Origin of the sequence: Rubripirellula reticaptiva, assembly GCF_007860175.1 — a bacterium.
GTDB lineage: Bacteria > Planctomycetota > Planctomycetia > Pirellulales > Pirellulaceae > Rubripirellula > Rubripirellula reticaptiva.
The window spans coordinates 985,452-1,000,463 of sequence record NZ_SJPX01000004.1 but is presented as its reverse complement, the minus strand read 5'-3'; the positions used below and the strand labels follow the sequence as shown (position 1 = coordinate 1,000,463).

9 protein-coding genes are annotated in these 15,012 nt (G+C 54.9%); 5 read left to right on the top strand and 4 right to left on the bottom strand.

Annotated features, from left to right (window positions below; translation table 11 throughout):
* Positions 1-601 precede the first annotated feature (601 nt).
* On the top strand, positions 602-2,875 hold the full coding sequence (locus Poly59_RS20925) for a diguanylate cyclase (RefSeq protein ID WP_246151810.1): 2,274 nt from the start codon (positions 602-604) through the stop codon (positions 2,873-2,875).
* A gap of 2 nt (positions 2,876-2,877) precedes the next feature.
* On the opposite strand, the gene Poly59_RS20920 is transcribed toward Poly59_RS20925, so the two are convergent.
* Positions 2,878-3,936: a transaldolase family protein gene (locus Poly59_RS20920; protein ID WP_146536004.1), complete on the bottom strand. Its 1,059-nt coding sequence runs from the start codon at positions 3,934-3,936 to the stop codon at positions 2,878-2,880.
* Between the two features lie 239 nt (positions 3,937-4,175).
* Here Poly59_RS20920 and Poly59_RS20915 point away from each other — a divergent pair, with 239 nt between their 5' ends.
* Positions 4,176-4,373 (top strand): hypothetical protein, encoded by a 198-nt coding sequence (locus Poly59_RS20915; RefSeq protein ID WP_246151809.1) that lies wholly within the window; start codon positions 4,176-4,178, stop codon positions 4,371-4,373.
* Between the two features lie 57 nt (positions 4,374-4,430).
* Here Poly59_RS20915 and Poly59_RS20910 read toward each other — a convergent pair whose 3' ends face one another.
* The gene (locus Poly59_RS20910) at positions 4,431-6,041 is read right to left on the bottom strand and encodes a sulfatase family protein (protein WP_146536003.1); all 1,611 of its coding nucleotides are present in this window, start codon (positions 6,039-6,041) and stop codon (positions 4,431-4,433) included.
* Positions 6,042-6,076: 35 nt separating this feature from the next.
* Positions 6,077-7,024: a PEP-CTERM sorting domain-containing protein gene (locus Poly59_RS20905; RefSeq protein ID WP_186776419.1), complete on the bottom strand. Its 948-nt coding sequence runs from the start codon at positions 7,022-7,024 to the stop codon at positions 6,077-6,079.
* 257 nt (positions 7,025-7,281) lie between these two features.
* On the opposite strand from Poly59_RS20905, the gene Poly59_RS20900 reads away from it, so the two are divergent.
* Both Poly59_RS20900 and Poly59_RS20895 read left to right on the top strand, forming a co-directional pair.
* Complete coding sequence (locus Poly59_RS20900) at positions 7,282-8,835, top strand: sialate O-acetylesterase (protein WP_146536001.1); 1,554 nt, start codon at positions 7,282-7,284, stop codon at positions 8,833-8,835.
* Positions 8,836-9,216: 381 nt separating this feature from the next.
* Complete coding sequence (locus Poly59_RS20895; protein ID WP_146536000.1) at positions 9,217-9,456, top strand: hypothetical protein; 240 nt, start codon at positions 9,217-9,219, stop codon at positions 9,454-9,456.
* Positions 9,457-9,646: 190 nt separating this feature from the next.
* Here the strand turns inward: Poly59_RS20895 and Poly59_RS20890 are convergent, their stop codons facing one another.
* Positions 9,647-10,846: a DUF1559 domain-containing protein gene (locus Poly59_RS20890; RefSeq protein ID WP_146535999.1), complete on the bottom strand. Its 1,200-nt coding sequence runs from the start codon at positions 10,844-10,846 to the stop codon at positions 9,647-9,649.
* A 591-nt stretch (positions 10,847-11,437) separates the two neighbouring features.
* Between Poly59_RS20890 and dnaE the strand changes: the two genes are divergently transcribed.
* Complete coding sequence (gene dnaE / locus Poly59_RS20885; protein WP_146535998.1) at positions 11,438-15,004, top strand: DNA polymerase III subunit alpha; 3,567 nt, start codon at positions 11,438-11,440, stop codon at positions 15,002-15,004.
* Positions 15,005-15,012: the final 8 nt, after the last annotated feature.

Genomic DNA, 15,012 nt, shown 5'->3' with positions numbered 1-15,012 from the left:
CAGTTTGTCAATTAGATCGCGTTTCGGAAAACGAGGGTCAGCCGCGGCATCATGCGGTTCCGGTTCCTAACGCGTCTCCGCTTACTCAGTCGACAATCCGCTTGCCAACTGAACAAGCTGGCAACGCGACCGCCCGAATCTCGGTCGGCAACTCGTCCGTTCCGGCTTCCGTGTTTCGGTCATGCGTTCCCGCTGACCGATCTTACCGGCCAACCCGACGAATCCGGACGATTGATCGATCTATCACAATCGGGACGATCGCAAACATCGTTTCCGTTCCCGCCATCCGTAGACTTCCGCTGTGCTTTTCAAGCCTAGGTTTCAAAGCGATAGGCAACACTTCCACAGAGGTTCGTTCCGCGCGTTCGAAAGCGCGCTCGCAGTTTGACACAGGCGAGACGAAAGAGCAGAGCCCGAACAATCAATCACGGGGAATTCGTTGGGCAAGAGATTGCTCGCATCGCTAAGAGTCGCCTTTTCGCTAGTATGCGTCGGGGCCAGTCTTATCCTAGGCGCACAGTGGTTTGGCTACATGCCAGACGCTGAGGCTATTCAGAGCAGCGCGCGCCAAAAGAACTGCGAAACGATTGCAATCCAAAGCGTGCGACAGATCAGCGAGCGTGACTGGGTTGCCCTTCGGTCGACATTGCAAGCGCTCGTCGATCGCGACACCGAACTGATGTCGATTGGGGTGCGCAGTGAGTTCGGCACGCTACGGCTGGACACGGGGCACCACGAAAAGATGTGGAACCCCACCACCGGAGCCACAAACGCGGCAGACAAGGCCAAGATTCCCATCACGTTGAACCACCGTACGTGGGGCCACATGGAATTCTGCTTCCGCCAAAGTGGCTCGAACTCTTTCGATCGGCTGCTTAGTAATCCGACGGTTCAGTTTGTCGGTTTCTACATCCTAGCCGGCATGTTTGCGTACACCGTCTTTGTGATTCGCATGATGGGAGTGTTCAGCAATACACAGGTGGTTCCCGACCGTGTTCGCCAAGCCCTCGATACGTTGGCCGAAGGTTTGTTGGTCCTCGACGGTTCCGGCCGAATCGTGCTTGCCAACCAAGCGTTTGCTGACCTGGTCGGCGTCGAAGCCGACTTGCTAACGCATAAACGGGCGAGCGAACTAGAGTGGGTCGCCGACGACGTTGCCGAATCTGGCTATCCGTGGATGCACGCGATCGAAAAGTCAGAATTGCAAAGCGAACAAATGCTTCGCATCACTCTAGACGACGGTTCGCAGCGAATCTTCTCGGTCAATGCAGCTCCGCTGGGCAAGGACCGAACCCAGCGTGGTGCTCTAGCAACCTTCCGCGACGTTACCCACGTCGAAGAACACCGCGCCGAACTCGAACGGATGCTGTCACTGTTGCGCAGCAGCCGAGACGAAATTGAACGCAAGAACCGAGCACTCGAGATCCTGGCAACCCAAGATTCGTTGACCGGATGCCTGAACCGCCGCGCATTCTTCGAGAAGTTCGATAGCATTTGGATGCAAGCCAAGGCGAATGATTCGGCATTGGCGTGCATCATGGTCGACGTCGACCACTTCAAGAGCGTCAATGACACTTACGGACACCACACCGGTGACGAAGTGCTGCGCGCGGTCGCCCAAGTGATTCGCGCCCAAAATGAATCCGATGGTGTTGTGTGCCGGTATGGTGGCGAAGAGTTCTGTGTGCTGTTACCCGATATGGATATCGAAACCGCACTGATCCGCGCCGAAAAAATTCGCGAAGCCATCGCCGCTATCCGACTGGATGATCCCGAGGAACTGCGTTTGACAGCAAGCCTGGGTGTTTCCGAACTGCGTTTCCGCAGTCACAACCCACAGGAACTAGTCAACCAAGCCGACGCTTGCCTGTACGTTGCCAAACGCGAAGGGCGAAACCGATCGATCGTCTACAATGCCAGTTACTCGATCATCCAAGACACCGAAAAAATCCTCGAAGAAGACAAGCACGATCGCGTCGACATTCCGTTCCAAGCGGTGATCGCGTTGGTATCGGCGCTCTCCTATCGCGATACCGACACGGCCGAGCATTCTCGCCGGGTTGCCGACTTGTGTGCTCGCGCTGGCGAAGGAATTTTTGATCCAGCCGAGCGTTACATTCTTGAAATCGCAGGTCTGCTGCACGACATCGGCAAGATCGGAATCCCGGACTGCATCCTATTAAAACCTGGCAAGCTGACACCCGAAGAATGGGAAGTCATGGGCCGTCACGATCGCATCGGCGTCGAGATTGTGTCGGGATCGTTTGAGTGTTTGAAACTGACCGAAATCATGGCGAACCACCATGCGTTCTATGGCGGACACGCTCGCGATCCAGAATTGCCAATCGGCGAGGCAATCCCGCTGGCGGCTCGATTACTGTCGATCGCAGACAGCTATGACGCGATGGTATCGGACCGCGTTTATCGCCCCGGACGTTCGCACGAAGAGGCCGTCGAGGAACTACGCCGCTGCGCAGGCACACAGTTCGATCCAAAGCTCGTTGAACATTTCATCGAAAAGATCAGCAGCACGCGAGCCATCTTTGCAACCGGCGCGATCGCGCTGCGAAAACAGAACGCACTTGCGATCGGATCACACGTTCAGGCGCTCGTCGGCGCGGTCTCGAACCAGGATATCACTGAACTGCAAACTCAAGCGATTCGCGTCGCTTCATTGGCCAACGACTTCCAATTGACCGACATCGCCAACGTCGCAGTCTCGATCGAGCAATTGGCCAAAACCGAAGACGCCACCTGGGTGGCGTTGTTAAGGCAATCCTATGACTTGGTGGATCTGTGCCGATCGACGCAAAGCGATTTCTTAAAACGATCACTCGAGCGCGATGCCGAACAGGTCAATAGTCAGGCCAAGTAATCCTAACTTGACGGCGAAAGTTGCTTTCGTTTGGTGGCGATCAGTTCCAACAAAGCCCGCTGTGGCTTGACGAACTTGTCGACCCCTTCGGCCATCAAAGCCGCTCGCATCGCTGCGACATCAACCTTGGCATCGATATCGTCTTGAATGCTTTGCGAAGGCATTTGGTCAACCGTTCGTGTGAACGTGACACCACTGTCGACGACTGCTTGGTTGGTTTCGGGTGGATTGGTTTGAATGTCGCTGCCCGCCAGCGCTTGCACATATCGGTACGGCAAATCGCTAGGATTCTTGGTCCCCGTGCTCGCGAAGATCAATTCTTGGGCGAGAGGCAATTTTTTGTCCGCCCAAAAGGCTGTGTTCTCTTGCCAAACCCGCTTTGCATTTAGCAGTCCTACCATGCCTTGGGCTTCGTCAGAAAGAGTCGGCACCTGCGACTTGGTGTAAACATCAATTCGCGAAATGAAGATACTGTAGACCGACTTGAACTGGTCTCGATTGGCTAGTTTCTGGGCGCCCTTCCAGACCGCCTCTCGCGCGGCGAGGTATTGATCTTTCGTAAAGATCAACGTCACGTTCAAAGTGATTCCAGCGGCTGCCATGGGTTCCAGCGCTCGCAAACCTGCCGCGGTTGCCGGCACTTTGATCATCCGGTTGACGTGTCCGGCCGCCCATTTCTTGCCCAGCTCGATGTACCGGTTCACCACCTCATCTTCACTTAGGTTCAACGAAGGATCTTCCAACAATGGGTCCAATTCGAAACTAACCCACCCGGCGTCTCCACCGGTTTGCTCGTGAATGGCCAAGAACTTCTTCTGGGCGTCTTTGACCAATGAATCGGTCAATTCCCAAGCGATTGTCTCGTCGTCATGACCATCGCCAATTAGCGACTCAATTTCGGAGTCCAAACCGCCGGCTTTGACGATCCCTGAAATGATGGCTGGATTGCTGGTTGCCCCCACGGCGCCCCACGCCAAGTTTTGATCGACTTCGGACGGCTCGACCGAATCGAGATAGAGCTTCGTTCCGGACTCGATCAGTGACTTGATGGAGTTGGTCATCAGGTAATTCCGTTTTGATTGGCGAGAAAGTTTGGATTCAGACCCGCACAGTCTATCGACTCCGCCCGTCGAAACCCACCACGGCACGTGGTTACCGCTGGGCAAATGTTACCGCTGGGCAAATCCTGGGAATCGAGCAACAATTGCGGCAGACGCGGTCGTGCAGCCCGTCAGGCGGAATTTCAGAGCCTTTGCTGCTCGGAAGTTACGAATCCTCTCGAAACAAAGGCGACGCGCTGATGATGAAACAAATCTGGGGACTTTGGCGAGACACATGGTGGCTGTGGATAGGGTTCGTCGCCGTGACGATCGGATTCAGTTTGATGGTCGGAAAGTTTTTCCTATTGCTGTTGCCATGCCTGCCTATTCCGTTCTTCTATTTCGCGATCAACCGATACGACGAAGACGGAAACGAAAAAGCCAACCTGGGTGAATAGCCCCCTTGAGAAACGCGGTGCTGAAGCGTGGGGAACAGAAAGGCGATGCTAGATCGGCTACTTCTTTGGCCGGCGAGCTTCTAACCACGGCAGCATGCTTGGGGGTTCCAGTTTCGCCCAATTCGGGACAGGGAACCATCGCAATGGACTGTACCTTGGATAGGTTTCCCAAATCTCGCCCGCCGATGGATTGATTTGACGCAGGTCACCCGTTTCGGTCAGGTACTGTGTCAACCGATCGGCCAAGTCCTTCTTGATAACAGCCGCTTCGGCCGCACTCGCCAAATTATTCAGACAGCCCGGATCGACACGGATGTCATACAGTTCTTCGGCCGGTCGTTTCGACGTCGCCAAACGCAACAGTCTTGCGTTCTCCGGTGCATCCTGATGTTCTCGCATCTCAGCAAGCGTTGGACCGTCGTCGATGTCGTGGTAGCCGCCGTGATTAGAACCGGACTGTGACGACACCACGTTTCCCTGGTCGTCATAGACGACTTTCGAGTACACGACCGGCGCCCCGGCGGGCCAGCGCTGTGGCTTGAAATTTCGGATGTACAAATGAGTCTTGGAACGGATGCATCGGCATGGATAGCCCAGCGTGTTGTATCGCGACGAAGAGTGCCGTTCGCGACCGCTGTACACGGACGTTCGCGGCCAAGCCACACCTGACGAAGATGACTTGATCCGTGGCAGCAAACTGAACCCGGACATCTGGTCGGCTTGATCGGGCTCGACTTCGGCCGCGTCAAAAATCGTTCGCGTCACATCGATCAAGCTGACCAGATCATCGTTGACTTGCCCGCCCGGAATCGCACCGGGCCAACTGATCGCCAATGGCATGTGAATGCCGTACTCGAACAAATTGGCTTTCGCACCGGGGAATGGCATCCCGTTGTCGCTGGTCACGATCACCAATGTATTTTCCAACTCGCCGATTTTTTCCAAATGGTCAATCATGCGACCAAGCTGCTGGTCAAACCACTGTATCTCGTACAGATAGTCGGCGATGTCACCGCGAACGACATCGTTATCGGGCAAAAAATCAGGAACGTCGACCTTCGCCGGGTCGATACCGCCACGAGCACCAATTCCTTGGTCGTAACCGCGGTGTGGTTCGTGGCTGCCGAACCAAAAACAGAACGGTTGATCGCTTGCACGAACGTCTAAGAACTCTTCAAAGTTGCTGGCATAATCCGTTGATGAAACGCCCTTGGGTGCAGCAAGCTTCCGTTTCGAATAGGCCTTGCCGGCCGGATTTTGATCCCAACCGATCGCCTTGCCGGGCCCCCAACCTTTACCGGTCATCCCGACCAAGTACCCGGCGCCGGCCAGTTGGTTGGTAAACACAGGCAGGTCAGTCGGAAAGGAACTGGCGTGAGTCCCGGCCTCGCGGTTCTGCCAAATTTCGCGTCCGGTCAGAAACGCGGCCCGCATCGGGCTGCAGCCTGGCGCGGGAGTGAACGCTTGATTGAACAACACACCGGCGCGGGCAACCCGATCAAACGCAGGCGTCGAAATCGCGGTGTAACCATACGCGGACGCATGCGGATAAGATTGATCGTCGGCAATCGCAATCAAGACATTTGGCCGACCCGCATTCGCTGAACTTCCACACACGACAGCGACAAGCGATATCCACAACAACACCGCAATAGGACTTCGCATCATCGTGCTTTCATTTCTTTGACAGAGGGACAATCACATTAAACGCGATTGCTACGACGTCGATAACCGACCGCCGCAACTCCCCCCATCATAAGCATTGCAACCAACGACGATGGTTCGGGAACCGCAACAACCGTGACGGTTTGAACGGTTTGTCCGGTGAGCGCCGCTTGGGCAACGATCTGGTCAACGTAAGGCGATAGCAGGGTCGTGTAGCTATCGTACTGGTTGCGCGCAGCCGCATCGGCTGCATCCGAAATCCCAAAATTTGTCCCAATCAAAGCGAGTTGGCTGCCCACTTGGATCACAGCCTGGCGACCTGAGTCTCCGCCGATCAGGCCGGTTTCGAGATTCCCGAGCCCACCGACGCCGCCGTTGGTCACGGTGTCGAATGAATACACGACATTGACGGTCGCGCGACTGCCGCCTCCAAAGTCGGCGACTCCGACCGCGTCGATGATGTTCCGTCCGGCCTGGTCACCGTTGCCAAAGATCGTGATTTCTTGGTTCAAGAAATCGCTAGCGCTGCCCAAAGCGATCGCAATGGGTTCGACTTCCGCAGCAACCGTATCGGCAAGCGACAACGTGTACATCCGAATGTCACTGGCCGTGCTGACAATCCCCACTCCGTCGTTATACGTCGTCGTTAAGTCGATGAACGTGCTTGACGTATACGATCGAACAATCCCATCGACGCCGCGGAACGTGGCCGTGAACGGAGCTCCGCCGACATGGGCCGCCGTGATGAAGTGCCGGGGCGTTATTAGCGCCGCCCGCCCACCAATGCCCGAGATATCAGCTTCATCCAAAATGAAACCTGGATTGGGTGTTGTACCGCTGATGTAGCGATCATTCACCGCCGCATCATAGACATTGATTACCGCGCCATACCCCGGCATCGTCAAGAACGAACCAAGCAATCCGATGATGCAAAACGAGAGGCCTCGTTGGCAAAGAACTTGATGCGCGATTTTGATAAACAGCACAGCTACAACCAAAGAAAAGATTTTGTGAAGAAGAGGCACCACTGCTGACGCCAAAGACGCGTTGAGGAGTTCCCAGCATTGTAGCTGCCCAGGCTTGCATTCGCGATTCAACATTCCGCCCGACACCGGGTTATTCGTAACGACATCCCAACAACGAGTGATCCATTGGGATATTATGTTCCGTCCTGCATGTACTTGCTTCAGGCCACCCCGTGCAGGATGGCCGCCCCCCACCTCGCCCCCCCCAGAGAAAACGAATGCTCCGAAAACGATTGCTCCGATCCGTCTCCTCCTACGCCCTGCTACTGCTTAGCATTGCGGTGGCCGTGCCCTGCCAAGCCGAACTGAAACTTTCGCCGATCTTTGGTGACTCAATGGTCATCCAGCGTGACGAGCCTGTTCACGTTTGGGGATGGACGTCGCCGAACACCAAAGTCACAGCCACCATCGCCGGCCATTTGGCCGACGCGACGTCGGATTCAACTGGCCGGTTTGACCTGAAACTTGATGCGTTGCCCGCCGGTGGACCGCACCAACTGGAAATCCAAGCGGACGAGAAACGCGTTTTTAGCGATGTCCTGGTCGGTGAAGTTTGGGTTTGCTCGGGCCAATCCAATATGGGATTCACCGTCGGCAATTCGAACGACGCTGATCTTGAAACCCTGACCGCCAAGTACCCGAACTTGAGACTGATCTCGGTTCCTCAAGTCGGAACCCAGGAACCGCAAAACGATTTCAAAGGCAAATGGGAAGCCTGCACGCCGCAAACGGTTAAAGACTTTTCGGGCGTTGGCTATTTCTTTGGTCGTCAATTGCACCAAACTCTGGACGTGCCCGTCGGATTGATTGACAACGCGTGGGGCGGTTCATCGGCCGAAGCCTGGGTGCCGCGAGACGTCTTAGAATCCGATGGCAAGTACGGCGAATTGCTCGAGCGATGGGACACGCTGGCGAAGACTTACGATCATGACGCCGAAGTTGCCAAATGGAACGACCGTATGGCAAAGTGGAAAGCCGATGGACAGAAAGGCAACAGACCGCGCGCGCCGCAAAACCAACTGAATGGCCAACATCGTCCAGCCAACCTGTACAACGGCGTGCTCAACCCGATCATTGGCTACACGATCTGCGGCGCGATCTGGTACCAAGGCGAATCCAACGCCGGCCGCGCGTATCAATACCGCGACCTGTTTCCCCTAATGATTCAAACCTGGCGAAATGCATGGGGACAAGGCGACTTCCCGTTCTACTGGGTCCAATTGGCCGACTTTCGCAACGAATCGGAAGCCCCATCGGAAAGCGACTGGGCTGAACTTCGTGAAGCTCAAACGATGACCATGGCTCGATTGCCCGCCACCGGCGAAGCCGTCATCACAGACCTTGGCGAAGCGGCCGACATCCACCCGAAAAACAAACAGGATGTCGCCAAGCGATTGGCACGCTGGGCACTGGCCAACCAATACGGTTACGACGTGCCTTTTCACAGTCCAACGATGAAATCGATGACTGTCGAAGGCAACAAGGCAATCGTCAAGTTTGATCACGTTGGCCGTGGCCTGGACACGTTCGACGTCAAAACGCCAATCGGATTCACGATCGCAGGCGAAGACAAGAAGTTCGTCGAAGCGACGGCCAAGATCGTCGGCAAAGACACAGTCGAAGTCACAGCCGATTCGATCGAAACGCCCGTCGCCGTGCGTTTTGCCTGGGCCGATAACCCGGTCGCAAACGTGCAAAGCGCCGACGGACTGCGAATGACACCGTTCCGCACCGACGAGTGGCCCGGCCTGACTGTTGACGCAGTGAAGTAGCCAAAGCGACTGCGGCGCATGACACATGATCGCAGCGGGGCACCTATCCGGCTCCGCTGCGGCACACTCACATCGTCCCAGACTCAATCGCCACGACTTGCACTCTAAGTCTCAGTCCGCTGAAGCCGATTCTCAACACGACTTGGCAACTAAAGTTAGAAATCGCCATGTCAAGTTGACTTCGGCTATGGCGTCTAAAAAATGCGGACTCATACTCACCAGTAGCAACCTTTTTGCTGCGCGCGTGCGCTGGACTCCACCGGAGGAAAGCGACGATCAATCGCGTTAGTGTTGATTGCTTTCGTTTATCGCGGTCGTGCCGATTCGCTAGTCGATAAAGAGCAACGTCCCATCAGAATTCTCTCGTACCGGATAGTAGTAATGAAATTAACCGCCAGCTTTATTCTTGGCTTCGCCTGCATTCTTTCGATGGGCTGCGGTAACTCCGGCGAACCCGCCGTTGTGACTGACGGAATCGAGCAATCAGCGATCGACGAATACAACCGCATGCAAGCTGAATCAGAAGCCGAGATGATGAAATCGGTCAATGCAGAAAGCGAAGCAATCAAGGCAGACCCGAAGGGCTTGAAAGCTCTCGAAAACGTGCCACCAGGCAAGTAATTGCCCCGATTGAGCAACGCAAAGACAGATAAGCCTGGTCAGACGATCGGGCGGAACAAACTTGAACCAACGCGACCGTTGCTGTAACCAGATTGCGACCAAAATAGCGAAACCTATCAAACGAACAAGCCTCGCGACCTTACGGTCACGAGGCTTGTTTTGTTATCGCTAAGTTGTCAATTCGAAACTGTTAGAGTTCGGTTTCGATGATTTCTTTGTTAGCACGAGTACCCAACGCACCCCACAGTCCGTAGGGGCTGACGTCGCCAGCACGGTTCCAACGGAAGATTGGCAAGCTAGCCGCTCCGCCTTGGGTCGCGCTGCCAGCTTCGATCGAGTCGGTGATGAACTTAACAGCACCGTCACCCATCAGGATGTGCACGCCACCTTGGTGTCGGCTCGATGGTGGATAAACGCCTGGGTTACCAGCATTTTGCTGGGTACACAGTTCGGCGTTTGGTGGCAACATCGTGTACATACCGCTGAAGTTCGAAAAACCATCGGCCCATTTGTAACCACGACCATCGGTTGCTCCGACGGTTGGCGAACTTGCTTTCCAGAATTGTGGACGCAATGGATCGACATAGTCTTGGGGTGTATCGCGACAGTAGCTCGGTGCACGGTTACGAAGGAAGTTCCAACCAATGTTCAAGTTGATCGTACGCTTGTCTTTGTCACCAAGGTCAGTGGCAATTTCGCCCATCGCAATCGTGTTCGACAAGCCGTCCAAAATGTCACGGAACTTCATCGTCTTGTGCATCACGAACATGCCACGGTGTGCTGCACGTGATTCTTCAGCAAGCACTTCGTTAGGCAAACCGCCGACGGTTCCATTGTCACGCCAAGCACCGGTGGTGCTACGTTCGGCGGAGTCACCAAGGCACATCGCGTAGTTCGTTCGTCCAAGTGCAGGAAGACCGGTTCCTGGATCGCTTGGGCAGCGAAGCGTTGGCAGTTCGGTAACCCAAGGACGATATTCGATCTTGTTTGGACTTGGCCCCATCGCAGGCCAAATAAGCGGAGTTCCACCGTTGTTGTCCAGAGGATTGCTGATTTGCTCCCACAGAGCTTGTTGTTCGATGAACGGCATCAAGCCGACCAAAGCACTTAGTCGCTGAACATTAGTGATGTTCGATGATCGCCACGAGTAATCGATGGTCGGGCTCATCGTGCCGACACCCTGGATTGGCATCTGCTTGAACGCGCTGTGATAGTTGTGCAAGCCAAGCCCGAGCTGCTTGAAGTTGTTACTGCAGCTCATACGGCGAGCAGCTTCACGAGCAGCTTGCACGGCTGGCAACAAAAGACCGACCAGAACGCCGATGATGGCGATCACCACCAACAGCTCAACCAAGGTAAAGCCGCTTGGACGGCTACGTTTCGAATGCATTCGAATTCCTCTGAAAAAGAACGGGACAAACACGACTCAGCAAATGGAAGTCGTTCGGCAGGTGGCCGAACTTCCGCAGCCGCTGACCGACGGGTAACTAAACTGCCCGTGGAAGCGAATTATGACATCCAACTTTTCGCAATCCATAGCCGGAAAGCACAAAACATGTCCATTATTAACCTGACATCGGAAAATCGTGGAATTTTTACTGCTTCGACGAATCGGGGTGGCTTGATGCGACCATCACCTTCGCAAAGAACTTCTGTGGCGGAGAATCCAGGAGAGAGGAATCACTTGTCCCGCCGCTGTATCGCCAACTAAACTCGTTTGTCGGCATGCCCTTTCTTGCTGAGGCCCGTTCGGTCAGATTCACGCGACTTGTTAGGTACTTTTGAAATCGAGCCGGAGGCCGCTCCCACAAATTTGATTCGATTTACAGCGATAAAACGGGATTCTGTGGGCAGCAGCGGTTGATTCGACGCGACCATCATCAGGCGTTGTTGTCTGGTGGGATGCCCCTTCTTTGACGCTGCGGTAAGCTAAAACCATTGCTTCGCCCCACCGTTTTTAGAGCCGCGCAAGGACGTTCCCATGAGTGATTTGGTCACCGGACCTCTTGAAGTCTTACCCGCCAAGCCGTTCGTCCATTTGCACTGCCATAGCCACTATTCGCTGCTCGACGGGGCGGGCGACATCGGCAAATTGGTCAACCGTGCGGTCGACCATGGGATGAACGCGTTGGCCTTGACCGACCACGGCAACCTGCACGGCGCGCTTGAGTTCTATCGCAAAGCAAAAGCGGCTCAGATCAACCCGATCATCGGCTACGAGGCCTACATCGCGCCCGGATCGCGATTCGAAAAAGGCGGCGCCAGCAGCAGCAAGGATGCCAGCTATCACCTGACACTGCTTGCGCAAAACCACACTGGATACAAGAACCTAATCAAACTTGCCAGCGCCGCGTCGCTGGAAGGCTTCTACTTCAAGCCACGGATCGACAAGGAGATCCTGGAACGACACAGCGAAGGAATCATCTGCTTGTCAGGCTGTGTCAGCAGCGAATTCAGCCGCGCGGTGATGAAGGGCGTCGATACAGCCGAGGTCGAAAAAGAAGCTCGCGATATTGCCGGATGGTTCCAGGGCGTCTTTGGGGAACGCTACTTCATCGAGATCATGAACAATGGCATCGAGATTCAACGCTTGCAGTTGGAAGGCGCTGTTGAAATCTCAAAACGAATGGGCATTCCCTTAGTCGCGACCAGCGATTGCCACTATGTCAATCAGGACGACAGCGAAGCTCAAGACATCATGCTGTGCATCAACACCGGACGTTTCCGCACGGACACGTCGCGGATGAAGATGGAGAACGATCAGTTCTTTTTGCGCAGTCCTGACCAAATGTACGAGAGCTTTCCCGGACTTGAAGAAGCGTGCGCGCGAAGCCAGGAAATCGCGGACTCGGTCGACATCAACATCGAATTCAACAAGTACTTCTTCCCAAACTTTGAATGCCCTAACGACGCAACGCCGCTAGATTACTTGCGAGAACTTTGCGTTAAGGGATTGCTGGAACGGTACGAAGGTGACGACGAGCGAATCGTTGACGGCAGCTTGTCCGAGGAAGTCATGGCGCGGCTGGACCGCGAACTTGATGTGATCAAAAAGCTCGGCTATCCGACTTACTTTTTGATCGTTTGGGACTTCGTCAATCACGCCCGATCGATCGGCATCTCGGCCACGGCTCGGGGCAGCGGTGTGGGTGCGATCGTTTGTTACGCGCTCTACATGTCGCACGTTTGTCCGCTGCGATACGACTTGCTGTTCGAGCGATTTCTGGACGAAAGTCGAACCGAGCCACCGGATATCGATATCGACTTTGAGAAAGAACGTCGTGTCGAAGTCATCGACTACGTCAAAGAACGTTACGGATCCGAGATGGTTTGCCAGATCGGAACGTTCGGAACTTTGGCGGCGAAAGCGGCGATCAAGGACGTCGGTCGCGCGCTCGGCGTACCGCTGGGCCGCGTCAACCAGATCACCGAGATGGTGCCGGACGAGTTAAAGATCACGATCAAGAAGGCGCTCGCACAAAGCGCCGACATGAAGATGTCGTACGACGGCGATCCGGAAATCCGCGAGCTCTTAGATCTGGCGATGAAAATCGAGGGTCTAGCCCGCAACATCGGTACTCACGCTGCCGCGGTTGTGATCGCCGACAAACCGTTATCCGAATATGTGCCACTGACGCGAGTCCCCGGCAAACAGGATGTCATCACTCAGTGGTCGATGAACGACGTCGAAGCGTCGGGCTTGCTGAAGATGGACTTCCTTGGTCTTCGCAACCTAACGATTCTGTCTCGAACAGTAAAGCTAATTGAGCAAACGACCGGGACCGTCGTCGATCCACTGAAATTCCCGCTCGACGACAAACCGTCGTACGCGCTGCTTCAGCGAGGAGAAACCAAGGGTGTTTTCCAATTGGAATCGGGCGGTATTCGCGACCTGCTTTGTCGCATGAAACCGGACACGTTCAACGACATCATCGCCACAGCGGCACTGTATCGCCCTGGACCGCTGGAAGGCGGGATGGTCGACGATTACGTCAACATCAAACACGGTTTGCAACAACCAGAGTACAAGCACCCGGTGCTGAAAGAAGTTTTGGAAGAGACCAACTCGATCATGGTCTACCAAGAACAGGTGATGCGGATCCTGAATCGTCTTGGCAAGATCCCACTTGCCAACGCGTACACGTGCATCAAGGCGATCAGTAAAAAGAAAGAATCACTGATCAACGCCAACCACGATGCGTTCATTGTCGGCGCGGTTGAAAATGGATTGGCGGAAAAGGACGCCGATGACATTTGGAATCTGATCGTCAAGTTTGCAGGCTACGGTTTCAACAAGTCACACAGTACCGCCTACGCGCTGCTTGCCTATCAAACGGCCTACTTGAAAGCTCACTATCCGGTCGAGTTCATGGCGGCACTGTTGTCGAGCGATATTTCCGGGCGCAACTTTGTTCGCAAAGATGCGTTGGTCGAACACATGGAGGACTGTGACCGGATGGGAATCGAGGTCGTCGCGCCTTGTGTGAACAAGAGCGCGGCAGACTTTTCCGTCGAGGGCAAACTTGTCTTCTTTGCCTTGTCGGCGATCAAGGGTTGCGGCGGCCAGACGTCAATTGCGATCGAAGAAGAACGAAAGAAAAACGGTCCCTTCAAAGACATCTTCGATTTCTGCGAACGGGTTGACCCATCGGCCTGTAACAAGAGCGCGATCATGACCCTGATCAAAGCGGGTGCGATGGATTGTTTCGAGGCAAAACGCAGTCAGTTAGCAGCTGTGATCGAACGAGCAGTCCAAGCGGGCGCGGCGATTCAAGCGGACAAAAAGAGCGGGCAAACCAGTTTGTTCGGTGCGTTCGATGACGAGGAAGAGGAGTCCGCCGAAGCCGCGCCAACGCCGCTGCCAGAGATGGACGAGTGGCCGGATCGCGAAAAACTAATCGCTGAAAAAGAGGTCCTCGGATACTACCTGGAAAGTCATCCTCTCGCTGAATTCGAACCGCGACTTTCAACATTCCGAACTCATGTGACCGACAAACTGGCAAACGTCAAGGACCGAGCTGAAGTGGTGCTTGGCGGCATGATCAGCAGCGTCAAAATCGCTCACACCAAGAGCCCCAAACCCGGTCAACCATCGAAGTACGCCAACTTTGACCTCGAAGACATGCAGGGTGCGATTCGCTGCATCCTGTGGCCAAAAGGATTCGCCGACTGGGGCGATCGTGTCATCCCCGATGCGGTCGTGCTAGCGAGAGGGAAAATTGACCGCCGTGGTGGTGGCGACGAAGCGAACCTGATCATCGACGAGCTGATTCCGTACAGCGATCTGGAAACTCGCTACACGCACGGCATGCGAATTCGACTGAACGAAAACGAGCATGACGGGCCGACGGTTACCCGATTGAAAGAAATCGTACGTGGCTATCCGGGCACCCAAGAATTGCTGTTCACAATCCAGTTGAAGGACGGCGAAGTTGTGCAATTGAAGGCCGATAAGTCGCGAGTCGACATCACGCCAGAACTGCGTGAGCGAATCGACGACTTCCTCGGCGCGGGCCACTACCGGCTTCTGATGACGAAACCACGCTAACGATGAAC